The organism is Enterococcus sp. DIV1279b (assembly GCF_050531515.1).
GTDB lineage: Bacteria > Bacillota > Bacilli > Lactobacillales > Enterococcaceae > Enterococcus_D > Enterococcus_D casseliflavus.
The window spans coordinates 2,868,667-2,886,366 of the sequence record NZ_CP172891.1; the positions used below are offsets into that span (position 1 = coordinate 2,868,667).

Consider the following 17,700-nt stretch of genomic DNA (forward strand, 5'->3'; position numbering starts at 1 on the left):
TACACGTTCTAGGTACCCTCGTATTTTATGCTTTCGAGGCAAGAAAGTAAAGCCGAGGTAAGAAGCTTTTGTTATTTTTAAAGAAAGCAAGCCTCATAAAAAAAGAGTCTAAGGTTTCTTGCCCCCTAGACTCTTCTTTCTATCCGAATGGAACTCAATCATTGGTTTCGTTTATTTCCAAAAATCATCAAAAATCGTGACTGGCAAGTGGCGTTTGTGTTGCGTTTTGTTCCACCAGTTTTCAATGGTTTGTTGGGCTTCAGCCGAAATTTCCTTGCCTTCTAAATAGTCATCGATGTCGTTGTAGGTCACTCCTAAAGCTGCTTCATCTGCCACTAAAGGTTTGCCATCTTCCAAGTCCGCAGTTGGGACTTTTGTATACAACGCTTCTGGCGCGCCTAAGTATTGCAAGAGTTGACGGCCTTGGCGTTTATTCAAACGAAACAGTGGTAAAATATCGGCTCCGCCGTCCCCGTACTTCGTAAAGAAGCCGGTGATGTTTTCCGCAGCATGATCTGTTCCCAGAACAGCCCCTGCTTTTTCACCCGCAATAGCATATTGCGTGATCATCCGTTGACGGGCTTTGATATTGCCTTTGTTAAAGTCGGAAACCGCTAACCCTGCTTCTTCCACCGCTTGTACTTGCGCATCGACGGCGGCTTTGATGTTTACCCGCAGCTCAATGTCTGGTTGGATAAACGCTAGTGCTTTTTTGGCATCTTCTTCGTCTGCTTGTTCCCCATAAGGTAAGCGTACCCCTATGAACTGATAGTTGGGATTCCCAGTTTCGCTGCGCATTTCCTCCATCGTCAATTGCGCAAGCCGTCCAGCTAACGTCGAATCTTGTCCACCACTGATCCCCAAGACAAACGTATGCAAGAACGGATTCTTTTGCAGATACGCCTTTAAAAAATCAATACTCTTACGAACTTCTTCTTTCGGGTCGATGGTCGGTAAGACTCCTAATTCTTTGATAATTTCTTGTTGCATGGTCATAGAAACGCCTCCTCTTATTTTTTGAAGCAGCTGACTGATCCTAGGACCAGCGCAGTTGCGGATTACAAAATCGCGCCATTGGTTTGTTTGCGTACTTTTTCAATCGTGCGCATTTTATGATCCCAGCATTCTTGCGAAAGATCGACTGGGTATTTCTGTGGATTCAAGTCACGTTTGTACTCGTCCCAAAGGGAATCCAAGCAATTCGTCGCATAGGCTTTGATGTGTTCTAAGTCAGGCACTTGATACACTTGCTGGCCATCTACAAAGATGTCTTGCAATAATGGTCGCGCATCAAAGTTCGTCACTGTTTTGTTGATAAAGGTATGAACAGGATGGAACATGAACAGTTCGTCTTCTGCTTGTGGATTTTCTTCCCATAGCGTGACATAATCGCCTTCTGACTTGCCGTCAGATTTACGGGTGATACGCCAAACTTGTTTTTTCCCAGGAGTCGAAACCTTTTCAGCATTGCTGGATAATTTGATGGTGTCGATCATTTCTCCCTGCTCATTTTCGATGGCCACCAGTTTATAAACCGCGCCTAATGCCGGTTGATCGTAAGCGGTGATCAGCTTGGTGCCGACACCCCACACATCGATTTTCGCCTTTTGCATTTTCAAGCTTAGAATCGTATTTTCGTCTAGATCATTGGAAGCATAGACTTTGGCTTCCGTGAATCCCGCTTCATCCAGCTGTTCACGGACTTTTTTCGAGATATACGCCATATCGCCGCTGTCGATTCGCACACCTAAGAAATTGATCTTATCCCCCATCTCTTTGGCCACACGAATCGCATTTGGCACACCTAAGCGCAATGTATCATAGGTATCGACTAAGAATACGCAATCTTTGTGGGTTTGGGCATACGCCATAAATGCATCATAGTCATTGCCGTAGGATTGCACGAGGGAATGGGCGTGGGTTCCGCTGGCTGGGATGCCAAAAATCTTCCCTGCCCGCACATTACTCGTCGCATCTGCTCCGCCAATATAAGCCGCTCGGGTCCCCCAAATGGCTGCATCCAATTCTTGTGCCCGCCGTGAACCAAATTCCAACAAGGGATCCGTGCCGATCACGGATTTGATGCGGGCCGCTTTCGTGGCGATCAGTGTTTGGAAATTGACCATATTCAGTAACGCCGTTTCGATCAACTGTGCTTGTGCCAACGGCCCTTCTACTTGAATGATCGGTTCATTGTTGAAGACTAAATCGCCTTCTAACGCAGAACGAACGGTACAAGCAAACTTGAACTCCTTTAGATACTCTAAAAAGGCTTCTGGATAGCCACCGATTTCTCGCAAGTAGGCAATATCCGTTTCTGAAAAGGATAAATCGTTCAAATAGTCGATCAATCGTTCCAGACCGGCAAAGATCGCATAGCCGTTTTCAAAAGGCATGTCACGGAAATAGCATTCAAACACCGCATTACGATCGGCTCTGCCTAACTCCCAATAGGTTTGCATCATGTTGATTTGGTAGAGATCGGTGTGCAGCGTCAAGCTGTCATCTTTAAATAATTTCTGCATGTTCTTACTCCCTCTAGCTTACTTCTTCTCATTATAGCAAAAAAAACACAAAAGACAGAAAATCTTGTTTTTTCAAAAAAAAGTTGGGTTTTTGCTAGTACAAGGCAATCCATCTGAGAACAAATTGCTCAAAAGCATGGGTCAGCCTCCTACTTATTGGCGCATCATTCCTGCGCGCGTGTAAGGTCGCCCCTTTGTTCAACGTTTGATTGCTCTTGCAACGTGCATGTCCCAACTTCTTTCAACTACTATTCTTTCACAGGCAATTGAACAAGAATGACATCTTTCCTCGGTTTAGAAAAGGTGATGCCTCTTGCTTCCATTTCTTTACGAATATTAACATTGACGGTCACGTCTTTGCGATCGACCTTCAGCAAACGATGAATCGCTGTGTCGACTTCTTCCCGACTGATTTTCTTTTTATTGTTGATCAATACTAAAGAAATCGTATCAAAACTATCCACATAGAGAATCTGCGTCCGATCAAGCGAGTACAATTTATAGTATTTGATCGCTATTTTGTCGAATAGATACTTGGAGATGTTCGGGTAAAAAGTTTCCATATTTAGATTTTGGTTTACTGGGGTTTCAATCAACTTCATGTACAACATCCTCTCTCGAAACTAATTCTGTTAAAATAAAGCGGCCAACACCGCCGTCTTCCGCGCGCTCAATGGTTCGATCACAAACTGCTTTGATCGCTGGGCTGGCATTTGCTACAGCCAAAGAAACATCCACCGCTTCAAACATCGCAAGGTCATTTTCACCATCACCGATCCCGTAGCTTTTGGCAGCGGGAAAAGCTTCTAAAAAGGAACGGATCGCGGCACCTTTGGTCGCCAATGGATCAACGATCTCCAGTGTTTGGACAAAGGATTGAAAAATCGCAGCCGTTTCTGATTGGATCATCGCCCGCAGTCGTTCTCTTTTTTCGTCTGACGCTTCCATCAGTTCGATTTTGATGACCTTTATCTCTGGATGTTCCTTCATAAACTGCAGCACGTCGTCTTTATGAAGACATTCGTTGTAAAAGAACTCATATTTGTAGTCAGCGATGATTTGTCCTCGCTCCCCTAACTCCGCGAATAACTGCTTGCGGCTTTCTTGAAATTGCGCTTCATACAAATGCGCTTGTGGGGAAATGATGCCATGGTCAGTATGTAAGAAATAAAAAACCTCTTCTGTTTCTAAGATACCAATCACTTGCGCCAATGTCTTATAGGGCAAGGTATGCGTCAAAACAGGCGCTTCTCCTTTTAACATCAGACCAGCGCCGTTTCCAAAAATCACATCGCAGGAAAGGCCTTCTTCCGCCATCATATCTTGAACAAGCTCAAATCCGCGCCCTGTGACAAACACAAAGTGATCCCCTTGGGCTTGCAAACAACGGATGGCTTCTTTATTGATCTCATGAATCGGGTGCCCCATTTCTTGGAACGTCCCATCAATATCAGAAAAAACTATTTGCATCTTATCTTCCTTTCTTTGTTATAATTATAGCACATTTTAAAAAACGCAAAAAAATTTTCTTGACTTTGTCGTTACGTCAACCTTTAGGATACAGGTGTAAGGAGGGAAAAGCCGATGGAATATACGATCAGTGCCTTAGCTAAACTGTCAGGAGTCAGCAGCCGTACCCTGCGGTATTATGATCAGATCAAGTTGTTACAACCGCAACGCACCAACTCAGCTGGTTACCGTATCTACGGGAGACAGGAAGTCGATCGCCTACAGCAGATTTTATATTTTAAGTCTTTTGGGCTGTCATTAGAAACGATCCGCGGAATCTTGGATGAGCCACAGGAATCGATCCAAACGGTCTTGTTGCAGCATTACCAACAGCTTTTACAAGAGCGAGCAGCCCTGGACAGTCTTTTGACCACCTTAGCGCAAACAATTGATTATTATGAAGGAGAAAAGACGATGACCGATCAAGAGAAATTCCGTTATTTTAAGGAACAAAAAATTCGTGAAAACGAAGCGAACTACGGTGCCGAATTACGAGAAGCCTACGGTGAGGAAATCATCGAACAAAGCAACCAAAAGTGGCAGCAGATGACCCAAGTCGATTATCAAGCACTGACCGACAACGAAAACCGCTTGTTGCAGCTGATAAAAGAGCTATTGAATGAAAAGGAAGGGAAACGAATCCCTTCTGACAAAGCCCAAAAGGCTTTTGCTGCGCATCAAGCATGGCTTAAACAAGCAGCGCCCTTTTACTCAGCAGAATATCACCGATCTTTAGGGGAAATGTACGTTCAAGACGAGCGTTTTACCGCCTATTACGATCAAAAAGCAGGCGTCGGCAGCGCGCAGCTGTTGAAACAGATCATTGACCATTACACCAAATCCCATTAAAAAAACGATGCGCAAGCACTGCCCGCTCAGGGGCACTGTTTGCGCATCGTTTCGTCTGTAGCTATCGTTTGATGAACTCATAAGGCATGCGATAGTTGCCGCTTTTTTCCATTACCGCCAATTGGACGGCAGTCTCCCCGCAAGCTTGCAAGTGATGATCGATCGTTGAAAGCTGCAGCAGCTCGCTGATGTATAAATTGTCCCGTCCAATCACGAGCCATTCTCCCGGCGCCTGCGACTGGATCCCAGCAGCAACATGATCCCCATTGGTGAAAATCGCTTCGACTCCTTTATCTGCAAAATAAGCAGCCGCTTCTTTGCCATCTTCTTCCGTCAAACAATCCCAAAAAATCAAGTCTTCGGAAAAGGTCGAAAAATAGTCATGAGCCAAACGGACCGTGATTTTTGAATTGCTGCTGAGCTTGCGGCTACGTCCCAATGTCACGCCGATTTTCTGGATGCCTTGTTCCTTAAAATACGTGAAGACCTCCTTGATCGATTCCTCTCGATCGATATAGGTGCAGCCGTCAGTCAAATACGAGATATTTTCACAAAAGACGATGCGTCCGTATGAACGATAAGGCAATAATGTTTCGATCGGATTGGCCCGCGAGGTAATGATCAAAGCATCAAAGCTTTTCGCCGCAAATTCTTGCAAATATGCTTCCTCTACTTGCGGATCATAGTTCGTGGCTAAAAGCGTCACCTTATAGCCACGAGCAAACGCTGCTGTCGTGATGCCGCTCAATAATCGATCAAAATAGGGATGATTGACAAACGGCAGGATCACACCGATATTTTTGGTTATGCCGACACTTAATGCCCGCGCCGTGTAATTCGGAATATAGTTGACCTCTTCCATGACAGCCAGGATCTTACGACGCTTTTCTTCACTGACATAAGGATTGTTATTAATGACTCGTGAAACCGTTGAGACCGAATAGCCGGTCAAGCGTGCAATATCCCGAATGTTTGCCATGACTCACTGCTCCTTAAACGAATAATTGTTCTTTCATATAGTCTATCACACTTAGCCCACATGTATAAAATTCGTAGTAATCGTTGTGATGAATAAATCCGATGCGTTGAGACCCGAAGTGTTCATCACACGTCAAGTGACTAATCTCATCCAAAGGAATTTCTACTAACCGTTCTTGAAAGAACCCTTTTGGCTTCGTCAATACCAGTTGTTGTCCATCAAATGCCAACGTCACATAACAACATTCCGCACCATTTTTCTTCATGTATGTATTCATGTTTCCATCCCGCCTTCCTTTTTATAAATCAAGCATACTGTATGAAACGCGTCTCAGAGCAAGTCATTTGTTTCACTTTTTGACAAAAACCGATCGACCTTCATGTGAATCACTTCGCATATTTTGCTTTTGTTGGTACAATAAAAAGAGAACAGTGCGAAAAAAAAGCGCTATTTTTTAAGGAGGACCGCAAAGTGACATTAGAAGAAGCTTTTTTATTAGACACCTTGCGTTGCCGCTTCAAATTTTTAAGAGAAGAACGCGGATTGAGCCCAAAAGAAGTATGCCAGCATCTCGATGTGTCTTACCCCGATTACACCTTATACGAAGCAGGCGATCGCTTACCCGATGTATTGACGCTGCTACATGCAGCTTCCCTCTATAATGTTTCTGTCGATTACATATTAGGACAGACAGAACGACCAGAACGGTATTCATGCTAACAATCGACTTTATCGAAAAAACGATCAAATGGTCGTTTTTTCTTTTGCCTCTTTCCCACTTTTCATCGATTAGCAACAATTGTTATCTAATCAAATGAAAAAAATCAAATCATGCGGTTCTTCTTGAAAAAAAATGATAGAATAAACCATCATACATAGAAGGAGTTCAAACAAACATGACCTATGCACTAGAACTAACCGATTTACGCAAAGTCTATGCTACCGGCGTTGAAGCGTTGCGGGGCATAAATTTGACGGTGGAAGAAGGCGACTTTTATGCCTTGTTAGGCCCAAACGGCGCTGGAAAGTCCACCACCATCGGCATTATCACCTCTCTTGTCAATAAATCTTCGGGAAGCGTCAAAGTCTTCGGCTACGATTTAGACAAAGAATTGGTCCAAGTCAAACAACAGATTGGTCTGGTTCCCCAAGAATTCAATTTCAATCCCTTTGAAACGGTCCAGCAGATCGTCGTCAATCAAGCTGGGTATTATGGTGTCCCCCGCAACGAAGCCATCAAGCGCAGCGAAAAATACTTGAAGCAGTCGAATTTGTGGGAAAAACGCAATGTTCGTGCGCGGATGCTGTCAGGCGGGATGAAACGCCGTTTGATGATTGCTCGTGCCCTGATGCATGAACCACGGCTATTGATTTTGGATGAACCGACGGCAGGTGTCGATATCGAATTACGGCGGGAAATGTGGAGCTTTTTGCGGGAGCTAAACCAAAAGGGCACAACGATCATTTTGACGACCCATTATTTAGAAGAGGCGGAAATGCTTTGCCGCAACATCGGGATCATCCAATCTGGTGAACTGATCGAAAACACCAGCATGAAGTCCTTATTGGCAAAACTGCAATTTGAAACCTTTCTTTTTGATATCGCACCGATCAAACAAGCACCAACGATCACTGGGTATCCGATCCAAATGGAAGATGAACAGACCATCGCTGTTGAAGTCGCTCGAGATCAAGGCGTCAACGATCTTTTTGCCCAATTCAGTCAGCAAGGGATCAATGTCCTCTCCATGCGCAACAAATCCAATCGCTTGGAAGAACTATTTTTGAAAATCACCGAAGAATCACACGAAGCGGAGGAAAACCATGTTTAGTCTTTATTTTACAGCCTTAAAAAGTTTAGCGGTCAAAGAGACCAACCGCTATTTACGGATATGGGTGCAGACCCTCGTCCCACCCGTCATCACTACTTCCTTATACTTTATTATCTTTGGGAAAATGATCGGCAGCCGCATCGGCGAAATGGGCGGCTTTTCTTATATGGAATTTATCGTTCCTGGGCTGATCATGATGTCGACGATCACCAGTTCTTACTCTAATGTGTCTTCTTCCTTCTTTTCACAGAAGTTTCAAAAAAACATTGAGGAACTCTTAGTGGCGCCGGTCCCTACCCACGTCATCATTTGGGGCTTTGTCTTTGGCGGACTTGGACGTAGTATCTTGGTGGGCACATTGGTGACCATCATTTCCCTTTTCTTCGTCCCATTACATGTTTATTCTTGGGTCATCGTTGTCTTAACCATTGTCATGACCGCCATCTTATTTTCATTAGCAGGGTTGCTAAATGGGATCTTCGCCCAATCCTTTGACGATGTTTCCATCGTGCCAACCTTTGTTTTACAACCATTGACCTATCTTGGAGGCGTCTTTTACTCCATCAGCATGCTGCCGCCAATTTGGCAAACGATCTCCAAAGTCAACCCGATCGTGTATATGATCTCTGGTTTCCGTTACGGCTTTTTGGGCACCATCGATGTCCCGATTTTCCTCTCCATCGGTATTTTGGTCTTGTTCATTGTCGTCTTATACAGCGTATGCTGGTACTTGATCCAAAAAGGCCGCGGGCTGCGTAGTTAATTGAACTTAAAATTTATTTTATAGCTTCTTAGCGATTCCCAGTGGGGGTCGCTTTTTTTCATTTAATTTCAGAAACTACTCCTAAAGACTGATTTATTGGCAACTATTTGTGATAATCTTAACTTATTAACGTTTTTAGAGGAGGAATGTAATGATCGTTTTGGAAACAAGAAAGTTAACGAGGGTTTATGGAAAAGGAGAAACTAGATTCGATGCCTTGAAGGGCATTGATTTAAAAATCTATGCGGGTGAGTCAGTGGCAATTATCGGTAAAAGTGGTTCAGGTAAGTCTACATTGATGCACTTATTAGCCTTGTTGGACCAGCCTACTAGCGGAGATCTATTTTTACTTGGAAGAAATGTCAAAGGAAAAAAGGCTGCTGAATTAAACAAACTGCGAAACGAAACCTTTGGCTTCGTGTTTCAGCAATTTTTTATGAACGCCAAAGATACGGTTCATGACAACGTGATGCTGCCATTGAAAATCAGCGGTATGCGTCGAAATCAACGAAAAAAACTGGTAGATGAAGCACTACAAGCCGTAGAATTGGGTGATAAAGCAAAAAATAAAGCATCTGACCTTTCTGGCGGTCAAAAACAACGGGTCTGTATTGCCCGAGCACTCGTCAACAAACCCAAAATCATTTTTGCCGATGAGCCTACTGGAAATCTTGATTCAGCGACGGGAGAAAAAGTCGAAGAGCTATTATTTGATCTTAACGAAAAAGAAAATATCACCCTAGTCATCGTCACCCACGATCCTGATCTAGCTGCCCGCTGTGATCGGCAGATCCATATTAAAGATGGTTTAGTGATTGAGGAGGACGATAAATGAAATTCAACGATTTGTTAAAAACTTCTGCGAAAAATCTGTTGCGAAACAAAGGCCGAACACTCCTGACGATCATTGCTATTTTTATTGGTGCCTTTACCATTTATCTAACGATGGGTATCAACACCGGTATTAATAATTACCTCGATCAACAAATTACAGCTGCCGGTGACAATAGCCTACTAGCAGTCTACAAAATGGATGGCAGTAATAATATAATACCAGCGTCCACTATTCAAGAATACGATCCAGAGAAATCCTCTGCAGAAGCTAACGTAATTACACCTGCAGATATGGAAGTAATTGAAAGTATCGAGCATATTGATACCGTTAAACCAATCAGCTTTTTAGTAGCGGATTACATTCAGGGGAGTTCCACTACGAAATATCAACTCAACGCAATGGCTTCTGGTGATATCGATTTAGAATTAGAAGCTGGTCGACAAGTCAATAATGAAGTTGATGGATTTGAAGTCATTCTTGATCAAGATTATGTGGAAATTTTAGGCTTTAAAGATGCCAAAGAGGCTTTGGAAAAAGAAGTTACTATTGGAGTGTCTTCTCATGCAACTGGTGAACAAGAAACCGTCACAGCAACAATTGTTGGGGTTCGCCATTTCAGCTTTATTCAAGCTGGAATGACTATTTTTAATCAGGCTTTGAGTCAAAAAGTGTTGGAAATTTATGAAGTAGGCTTACCAGAAAACTTAAAAAACCAATCTTTTGTTGTACAGGCATATCTAGAAGAAAATTTATCCAGTGAAGCAATCGATACCATCAAAGAATCTTTACAAGAAAATGGCTTCCAAGGAATGACTGTGGAAGATGAAATCAATATGTTTCGTATGGTAATTGATGCGATTACTGGCGTCTTGACTTTATTTGGGGCAATTTCACTGTTAGCTGCCAGCTTTGGTATTATCAATACATTGTATATGTCTGTTCAAGACCGAACCCGTGAGATTGGCTTAATGAAAGCCTTAGGAATGAGCCGCAGCAAAGTTTTTCTGACCTTTAGCTTCGAAGCACTCTTAATTGGTTTCTTCGGCGCTTTCAGTGGGATCGTCGCCGCTTTTAGTTTAGGAAATATCATCAATGACTATGCTTCAAGCACGTTTCTTGAAGCTTTGACCGGATTTCAATTGATTGGTTTTTCTTGGTCGAACACGCTGACTGTTATGGGTGTCATCTTATTGATTGCCTTTTTAGCCGGCACATTGCCTGCTAACCGAGCAGGTAAACTAGATCCAATCCAAGCTTTGCGTTATGAATAAACATAAATAGTTACTGGACAAATAAAAAAAGATGAACTTCGTTAACGAAGCTCATCTTTTTTCTTTTATTAGGCATTCAAGACGACTTTTTCCAGCAATGCACCGGCTTGGTGTCTGCCTTCTAAATCAGTACTTCCAGAAAATTGTTGCACGCGATCCATGTTGGTGATCAAAACGATCACCATGGTTTCTTTGCCTTGCTGTTTGATAAAAGGCAGATCCATTTGTGCCAGTTTGGTTTGCGGAGTGACTTGCTCCCCAGCTTTGACAAAGACTTCAAAGCCTTGACCGCCAAGGGAAACTGTATCGATCCCCATATGCACAAGAACTTCAACGCCGTTTTGGGTCTTGATCCCGACGGCATGTTTTGAAGGGAAAACAGTGGTGACTTCGCCACTGACTGGTGCAAAGATTTGGCCATCTTGGGACTCGATGGCATAGCCTTCTCCCATCATTTTCGTTGAAAAAACTTCATCTGGTACATCTTCTAATGGGACGTATTCACCATGGGTCACGGCATGCAGATCCACTTCGTTGGTGTAACGATCGCCTTCTGCTGCTTGATTTGGTACCAAGAACCAGCTCATGGCAAAAGATAAGCCGATCGCCAAGATGATCCCTAGAACGGCGTAGACAAAGTATTCCCCGATATAGGCTGGCAAACTAAAGATACTTGAAAGAATGTACCCATAAATACGAACACCGAAGAAACTGATGAAGGCAGAAGCTACAGAACTACCAACTGTTGCTGCGATAAAGGCTTTTTTATACTTCGACAAAATCCCGAATAACGCAGGTTCTGTGATCCCTAACAAGCCTGAAACCGCCGACGATAGAATGATCGATTTTTCTTCTTTGGTTTTGACTTTGAAATAAATAGCTGCTGTTGCGCCGGTGATTGCCATATTTGCCATAAACATCATTGGCATCAGCATATCATATCCTTGATTGGCAAAGTTTTGCAAAGCGATCGGGGTCATGGCATGATGCAGTCCCGTGAAGATTGCGATTGGTCGAATCGCCCCTACCACGATTCCTGCTAAGACAGGCGAGATAGTGAATAATCCAGCCACGCCAGCAGCCAATAAGTTTCCTAGATGGATACTGATTGGGCCAATGACCGTTAATGTCAAGATACCAGCGACAAACAACGAAATCGTCGGTGTAAACACGGTACGCAGCACTTGTGGTAAGAGTTTATCGACCCAACGGTAAATATAGCTGAGTGCCAGCACGGCAAAGATAATGGGAATCACTGTCCCTGCATAGTTAAAGACGGGTACTGGCAAGACGCCGAACAAACGAAAGGCGGAAATGCTCCCTTCGGCTACCGCATTGGTCATCGTTGGAAATTGCAGCGTTGCCGCGATTGCGATCGCTAAATATTGATTGGTTTTAAAAATCCGAGCGGCAGAAGCAGCAACAAAAAATGGCAAGAATGTGAATACGCCGCTCGCAATCATGTCGATCACTAAATAGGTATCTGTTTGATTAGAGATGACATTCAATGCTACCAATCCAGCCATCAATCCTTTGATCATTCCTGCGCCAGCGATAGCTGGAACGATCGGACCAAAAACGCCAGAAACGGTATCCATAAATAAGGAAACGGCTCCTTTTTTCTCTGATGTTTCCCCTTGGTTCGCTTCATCAAGTCCTAATTCTTTGGCTAAAGGTGCATAATAATCAGCAACATCCGTTCCTATCACTACTTGCAGCTGATTGCTTTGATATTTTGTTCCTACGACTTTGGGTGTTTTTTCTAACGCCGCATAGTCGACTTTTTTCTCATCCTTTAAATCAAAACGCAAGCGAGTCATACAGTGCCATGCATTGTTGATATTGTCTGATCCGCCAACATCTTTAATGATCTGTTTTACGATGTCTTCTTTGGTCATCTTTTTTTCCCCCTGTTGTTTGCTAACGGTCCTGATCCTTTTGACGGGCGCCCTTTCAGGTGTTTCCGTTTTCACACACATAGTAGCATGCTCACACAGACTTGTAAAACCAGTCCTTTTTTGATAAAACCAGAATAAAAACGCTATATATCAACGTTTTATTATAAAATAGGCAAAAATTGGACTGGTTTTATGGTGTATATCCAGTTTTTATTAGACCAAATTGACAGCGGTTGCCAAGCATGTTTCAATGGCTATAGCAACTAGAGACAAAAATTGGAGTGAATGAAATGACACCAACGATCATCACCGACGTCAAAGCCTTTGCGATCAAACCTGATCGTCATAACCTTGTTGTCGTTAAAGTAGAAACGAACAAAGGCGTATCTGGGTTAGGTTGCGCAACCTTCCAGTTTCGCCCACTAGCCGTAAAAACCGTCGTTGACGAGTATTTACGCCCCCTCTTACTTGGCCGCGATGCCAATCAAATCGAAGATCTTTGGCAAGTGATGAATGTCAATTCTTACTGGCGGAATGGTCCGATCACCAACAATGCCATCTCAGGAGTCGACATGGCTTTATGGGACATCAAGGGACAATTAGCCGATATGCCATTGTATCAACTGTTAGGTGGAAAAGCGCGTACGGCGATTCCCGCCTATACCCATGCCGTGGCAGATAATCTCGAAGACCTTTATCAAGAAATCGATCGCTTCTTGGCTGAGGGGTATCGCTATATCCGTTGCCAATTAGGCTTTTATGGTGGAAATCCTAGCCAACTGCAAACACCCGATCAGCCCATCGCTGGTTCCTATTTTGATCAAACAGACTACATGGACACAACACTGAAAATGTTTGCTGCGATCCAAGAACGATACGGCAATCAATTTCAAATGCTGCATGACGTGCATGAACGGCTGCATCCAAACCAAGCGATTCAATTTGCAAAAGCCGCTGAGCCTTTCAATCTCTTTTTCCTAGAAGATATTTTGCCGCCGGATCAAAACAAGTGGCTGCAGCAACTCCGCAGCCAGTCGGCGACCCCGATCGCGACCGGCGAATTGTTCAATAATCCGATGGAATGGCAAGAGCTAGTCAAAAATCAACAGATTGACTTTATGCGTGCCCATGTCTCACAAATCGGTGGGATCACGCCAGCATTGAAATTGGCTCACTTTTGCGATGCGATGGGCATTCGGATCGCTTGGCACACGCCGTCTGATATCAGCCCTGTCGGCTTAGCCGTCAACACCCATCTAAATATCCATCTCCACAATGCCGCGATCCAAGAAACGATTGCGATCCCAGCAAATACCCAGTCGGTCTTTGGTGGTAGTCCACAACCTGAAAACGGCTATTTTTATCCCATCGAGAAAAGTGGGATCGGAATCACGTTCGATGAAGCAGCAGCTGCGGAATTTCCCGTGGTTTACCGTCCTCACGAATGGACCCAGAGCCGTACACCAGACGGCACTTTGATCACTCCTTAAAACACAACAAAAGACATCCCCTGTCCAATCGACAGGGGATGTCTTTCTTCTCTCTGGGTAAAGACGACGCAACTGGCACATTTGCTTTCCTAAAAATCAATCGATGCGTGAGCGATGGATCTCACGGTCAAAGGGACGGATGTAGGTCACGGCATAATCAATGGCAACGATATTGCTGAACTCATACACGCGGCCGTCTTCTAAAATCGCCCGATTGCTGATCTGCATTGCCGGTGTTCCCCGCTTGCACAATAAAATACCCGATTGCGCGGTCGATGTGGTGATGGGGGTATAGCTTGTGATGTAGTGGGAAATGCGGTATCCGCAGCTTTCGACATAGCGTTGGATCGAGTGCTCCACGATTTCTTGTGTCAATTCAGGAAATAGGCTGACGGGCAATTTAGAGGTTTCCAGCTGTTCGATTTTATAATTGACGATCCGCACTCGTTCAAAGGTCCAGACTTCCTCGTCTGGGCCTATTTGGAAAATCTGCTGTTCATCCAACGTTGCTACCGCCTTATTCAAGGAAATCATTTTGGAATGGATGCGGTCATAAGGGGTGCGGGTCAAGGAATTAAAGATCATTGGATTTTTGACCCATTTTTCATGGATAAAAATCCCTGAACCTTGAACCACTTTGACGATCCCGATCTCTTCAAGGTTTTTGATTGCTTGCTGGATCGTAAACCGAGAAACACCATAGGTTTGCGCAAGAGTTCTTTGGTTGGGTAGTTTGCCGGCAGAAAATTCTTCCTGATAGATTTTACTCAACAGATCTTGTACGATAAATTCACGTTTTTTCATAACGGCTCCTTCATTTGAGCGGGAGCGATCTCGCTCATGGACCAACTGCAAGCCTTCATATCGATACGACCACTGGCTTTGAAGACCACCCCTTCATCGACGAGTGCTGCTTTTCGCACATTGGCGGAGGGACCAACTAAGACGCCATCTGCCCGCACGACACGATGGGCAGGGACATCCTGAGGGCTCAAGCGCATCGCTCGACCGACTGCTCGCGCGCCGTTGATTTGTCCCAATTTCCACGCAATCTGACTATAGGAGACGACTTTACCAAAAGGGATCTGCCGCGCCAGCGCATAGACTTCTTCATAGAATGGATTCATATTGTTCGCTCCTTCTTTGATTCTTTCTATCATAGTACTGGATTCCCTGCCAATAGTAAATGAACAGACGCAACTTTAGCAATAGCCATACAAACACTCGATTCGTTCTCTAGCAAGCCAAGAACGAATCGAGTAGTCATTAGTTTGGAAAATCAAAGTAGGTTTTCGCATTGTGATAAGAGATATCTGCGACGATCTGCCCTAAATATATTTCATCTGCTGGTAGTTGTCCGTCTTCTACCCATTCACTGATCACCTGACACAAAATCCGCCGGAAATACTCGTGGCGAGGATAAGACAAAAAGCTGCGAGAATCCGTCAGCATGCCGACGAAGTTTCCAAGAATCCCGCCTTCTGCTAGGGTCGTCAACTGATGCCGCATACCAGAATACGTATCATTGAACCACCAAGCAGAGCCTAATTGCAGCTTGCCTTTGCTCTCTTCTTGGAACGCCCCCATCAGCGCAGTCAACACTGGATAATCTTTGGGGTTCAGTGAATACAAAATCGTCTTCGGCAATAAGCTTTCCGCCTGAAGCTGCGCCAATGTCCGACTTAAGCCGCTCGCTAGACGATCGTCCCCCATCGCATCACCGCCGCTATCAGGTCCTAGTTGTTGGAAAAGTTTTTGATTGTTGTTGCGAGTCGCCATCAGATGCAATTGCGCGGTCCAGCCTTGCTTTGCGTATTGGCGCATCAAGTCAATCAGCAAGCCGGTTTGAAACTGTCTGATTTCTTCATTAGTCAGTGTCCCAGTGGTCAAACGCTTCTGAAAAATCGCTTCAAGTGCAGCGGTATCGTAGGCTTCCTCTCCAAGACGTGACAGACTGTGATCTGCTAAACGACAGCCCCGTTGCTGGAAGTAGGAAATACGCACGGTCAATGCTTCAACCAGCGTTTGATAGCTAGTGATTTCTTTGCTCGCAGCTGCAGCCAATTGCTTAAGGTATGCTGGAAATTCTGAATTCTGCAGATTAATTGCTTTGTCAGGACGAAAGGTAGGATACACAGCAAAGGATTCTTCTGCCAGCTTTTGATGATACGTCAACGAATCAATGGGATCATCCGTCGTACAGATCACCTCAACGGCCATCTTTTTGATCAGCCCTCGTGGTGAAAATTCCTTCGTCTGCAACTGTTGATTGGCTTTTTCCCAAATGCTTGCTGCATTGGCTAGTGTCAACCGCTCATCAATACCAAAGATTCGCTTCAATTCCAAATTGGTCCAGACATATAATGGATTGCCAATGCAAGCCTCCAAGGTCTGCGCCCAAGCACAGAATTTTTCGTAGTCATCAGCATCGCCAGTGATCAAAGATTCTGCAACACCATTGGCTCGCATCAAGCGCCATTTGTAATGGTCCCCCGCCAGCCACGCTTGGGTCAGATTGGTGAAGTTTTGGTCTTCGAAAATCTCTTTCGGATCTAAATGGCAATGGTAATCAATGATCGGCTGCTTTTTTGCATACCCATGGTATAACTCTTTGGCAAAGCTGTTTTTCAAAATAAAATCGTCAGTTAAAAACATTTCTTCGCTCCTTTTCTTAACGCCCCACGCTCTTGTCGATGGCTTCCCACAACCCTAATAAGTAGGAAGCGCCGATCGCCCGATCATATAAGCCATAGCCTGGACGTCCCGTTTCTCCCCAGATCATTCGCCCATGATCTGGTCGAATATAGCCGTCAAAGCCATTTTTGTACATCGCTTCTAGGATCTGATACATGTCTAACGAGCCTTCAGAGGAGAGATGCGGTGCTTCATAAAAGTCTTTGTCATTGCCCAAGTATTGAATGTTACGAACATGGGCAAAAGGAATTCGATCCCGGCGACAAAACTCAGCCAAAATCTCATAGACATTATTGGCTGGGTCTTCGGCGATACTGCCAGTACAAAGTGTGATACCATTTGACGGACTGTCGACCACGTTACAGACCCAATCCAGATCATCACGGTTTTTAACGATACGCGGCAGACCAAAAATCGAATAGGGAGGATCATCTGGATGAACAGCCATCTTGATGCCGACCTCTTCGCAGGTGGGAATGATGGCTTTTAGGAAATAAGCAAAGTTTTCTCTTAATTTGTCATCATCGACATCCTTATACGCAGCAAACAATTCTTTGACATGAGCCAAACGTTCTGGTTCCCAGCCTGGCAAGGTATAGCCAGAGCTTGACTCCTCAACTTCTTTGACGATCTCTTCTGGGTCTTTGTCGATCCCTGCTTTTTCAAATGCCATCGTAGAAGAACCATCGGCTAAGCGATAATCGAGATCCGTTTTGATCCAATCAAAAATCGGCATAAAATTATAGCAGATCACTTCGATCCCGTATGCTGCCAAATTACGAATCGTTTCTTTGTAGTTTTCGATATACAGGTCTCTCGAAGGCAAGCCAATCTTGATGTCATCATGAATATTGACACTTTCGATCACCTTCAGAGAAAGTCCAGCTGCTTCGACTTCTTCCACGAGCGCCTTGATCCGTTCTTTGGGCCAAACTGCTCCAGCAGGCAAATCAAAGAGTGTACCGACGATGCCTTTTATCCCAGGAATTTGACGGATATCTGCTAACTTGATTTTATCGTATTCTTTTCCATACCAACGAAATGTCATTTCCATT

18 protein-coding genes are annotated in these 17,700 nt (G+C 44.3%); 7 read left to right on the forward strand and 11 right to left on the reverse strand.

Translation table 11 applies throughout. The features are described 5' to 3' along the window. Positions 1-171 precede the first annotated feature (171 nt). From nadE to IGI71_RS13645, 4 genes are all read right to left on the reverse strand, one after another. Positions 172-996 (reverse strand): ammonia-dependent NAD(+) synthetase, encoded by an 825-nt coding sequence (nadE, locus tag IGI71_RS13630; RefSeq protein ID WP_010749896.1) that lies wholly within the window; start codon positions 994-996, stop codon positions 172-174. Between the two features lie 62 nt (positions 997-1,058). Beyond that, complete coding sequence (locus IGI71_RS13635; protein ID WP_005228507.1) at positions 1,059-2,525, reverse strand: nicotinate phosphoribosyltransferase; 1,467 nt, start codon at positions 2,523-2,525, stop codon at positions 1,059-1,061. 248 nt (positions 2,526-2,773) lie between these two features. Beyond that, on the reverse strand, positions 2,774-3,127 hold the full coding sequence (locus IGI71_RS13640) for a DUF1827 family protein (RefSeq protein ID WP_010749898.1): 354 nt from the start codon (positions 3,125-3,127) through the stop codon (positions 2,774-2,776). After that, positions 3,114-3,995: an HAD-IIB family hydrolase gene (locus tag IGI71_RS13645; RefSeq protein WP_231434915.1), complete on the reverse strand. Its 882-nt coding sequence runs from the start codon at positions 3,993-3,995 to the stop codon at positions 3,114-3,116. Before IGI71_RS13645 ends, IGI71_RS13640 begins: the two co-directional genes overlap by 14 nt. Before the next feature lie 114 nt (positions 3,996-4,109). On the opposite strand from IGI71_RS13645, the gene IGI71_RS13650 reads away from it, so the two are divergent. Continuing rightward, a complete protein-coding gene (locus tag IGI71_RS13650) occupies positions 4,110-4,883 on the forward strand; it encodes a MerR family transcriptional regulator (RefSeq protein WP_156235367.1) in 774 nt (257 codons plus the stop codon). Between the two features lie 61 nt (positions 4,884-4,944). Here IGI71_RS13650 and IGI71_RS13655 read toward each other — a convergent pair whose 3' ends face one another. Further along, the gene (locus IGI71_RS13655) at positions 4,945-5,862 is read right to left on the reverse strand and encodes a LacI family DNA-binding transcriptional regulator (RefSeq protein WP_201688451.1); all 918 of its coding nucleotides are present in this window, start codon (positions 5,860-5,862) and stop codon (positions 4,945-4,947) included. Between the two features lie 13 nt (positions 5,863-5,875). Then, positions 5,876-6,139 carry a hypothetical protein gene (locus IGI71_RS13660; RefSeq protein WP_142965506.1) on the reverse strand — a complete coding sequence of 88 codons (264 nt, stop codon included), beginning with the start codon at positions 6,137-6,139 and terminating at the stop codon, positions 5,876-5,878. Positions 6,140-6,333: 194 nt separating this feature from the next. On the opposite strand from IGI71_RS13660, the gene IGI71_RS13665 reads away from it, so the two are divergent. The 5 genes from IGI71_RS13665 (at position 6,334) to IGI71_RS13685 (ending at position 10,563) form a co-directional block, all read left to right on the forward strand. After that, positions 6,334-6,582, forward strand: a complete 249-nt coding sequence (locus IGI71_RS13665; protein ID WP_231434916.1) for a helix-turn-helix domain-containing protein — start codon at positions 6,334-6,336, stop codon at positions 6,580-6,582. A gap of 176 nt (positions 6,583-6,758) precedes the next feature. Beyond that, positions 6,759-7,694, forward strand: a complete 936-nt coding sequence (locus IGI71_RS13670; RefSeq protein WP_005228500.1) for an ABC transporter ATP-binding protein — start codon at positions 6,759-6,761, stop codon at positions 7,692-7,694. After that, positions 7,687-8,457, forward strand: a complete 771-nt coding sequence (locus IGI71_RS13675; RefSeq protein WP_231434917.1) for an ABC transporter permease — start codon at positions 7,687-7,689, stop codon at positions 8,455-8,457. Before IGI71_RS13670 ends, IGI71_RS13675 begins: the two co-directional genes overlap by 8 nt. Before the next feature lie 151 nt (positions 8,458-8,608). Beyond that, positions 8,609-9,292 carry an ABC transporter ATP-binding protein gene (locus tag IGI71_RS13680; RefSeq protein WP_005228498.1) on the forward strand — a complete coding sequence of 228 codons (684 nt, stop codon included), beginning with the start codon at positions 8,609-8,611 and terminating at the stop codon, positions 9,290-9,292. After that, a complete protein-coding gene (locus IGI71_RS13685) occupies positions 9,289-10,563 on the forward strand; it encodes an ABC transporter permease (protein ID WP_128488447.1) in 1,275 nt (424 codons plus the stop codon). Before IGI71_RS13680 ends, IGI71_RS13685 begins: the two co-directional genes overlap by 4 nt. A gap of 68 nt (positions 10,564-10,631) precedes the next feature. Here the strand turns inward: IGI71_RS13685 and IGI71_RS13690 are convergent, their stop codons facing one another. Beyond that, positions 10,632-12,461 (reverse strand): glucose PTS transporter subunit IIA, encoded by a 1,830-nt coding sequence (locus IGI71_RS13690; protein WP_231434918.1) that lies wholly within the window; start codon positions 12,459-12,461, stop codon positions 10,632-10,634. Between the two features lie 290 nt (positions 12,462-12,751). Here IGI71_RS13690 and IGI71_RS13695 point away from each other — a divergent pair, with 290 nt between their 5' ends. After that, positions 12,752-13,951, forward strand: coding sequence for an enolase C-terminal domain-like protein (locus IGI71_RS13695; protein WP_005234111.1), 1,200 nt, complete (start codon positions 12,752-12,754; stop codon positions 13,949-13,951). A 96-nt stretch (positions 13,952-14,047) separates the two neighbouring features. Here IGI71_RS13695 and IGI71_RS13700 read toward each other — a convergent pair whose 3' ends face one another. The 4 genes from IGI71_RS13700 to uxuA all read right to left on the reverse strand — a co-directional run bounded on the left by IGI71_RS13700 (position 14,048) and on the right by uxuA (position 17,699). Continuing rightward, positions 14,048-14,755, reverse strand: a complete 708-nt coding sequence (locus IGI71_RS13700; RefSeq protein ID WP_005228494.1) for a GntR family transcriptional regulator — start codon at positions 14,753-14,755, stop codon at positions 14,048-14,050. Further along, positions 14,752-15,078: an MGMT family protein gene (locus tag IGI71_RS13705; RefSeq protein ID WP_005228493.1), complete on the reverse strand. Its 327-nt coding sequence runs from the start codon at positions 15,076-15,078 to the stop codon at positions 14,752-14,754. The genes IGI71_RS13700 and IGI71_RS13705 overlap by 4 nt, the downstream gene beginning before the upstream one ends. A 139-nt stretch (positions 15,079-15,217) precedes the next feature. Then, positions 15,218-16,606, reverse strand: a complete 1,389-nt coding sequence (gene uxaC, locus IGI71_RS13710) for a glucuronate isomerase (RefSeq protein WP_016608895.1) — start codon at positions 16,604-16,606, stop codon at positions 15,218-15,220. Positions 16,607-16,622: 16 nt separating this feature from the next. After that, positions 16,623-17,699, reverse strand: coding sequence for a mannonate dehydratase (uxuA, locus tag IGI71_RS13715; protein ID WP_231434919.1), 1,077 nt, complete (start codon positions 17,697-17,699; stop codon positions 16,623-16,625). Position 17,700: the final 1 nt, after the last annotated feature.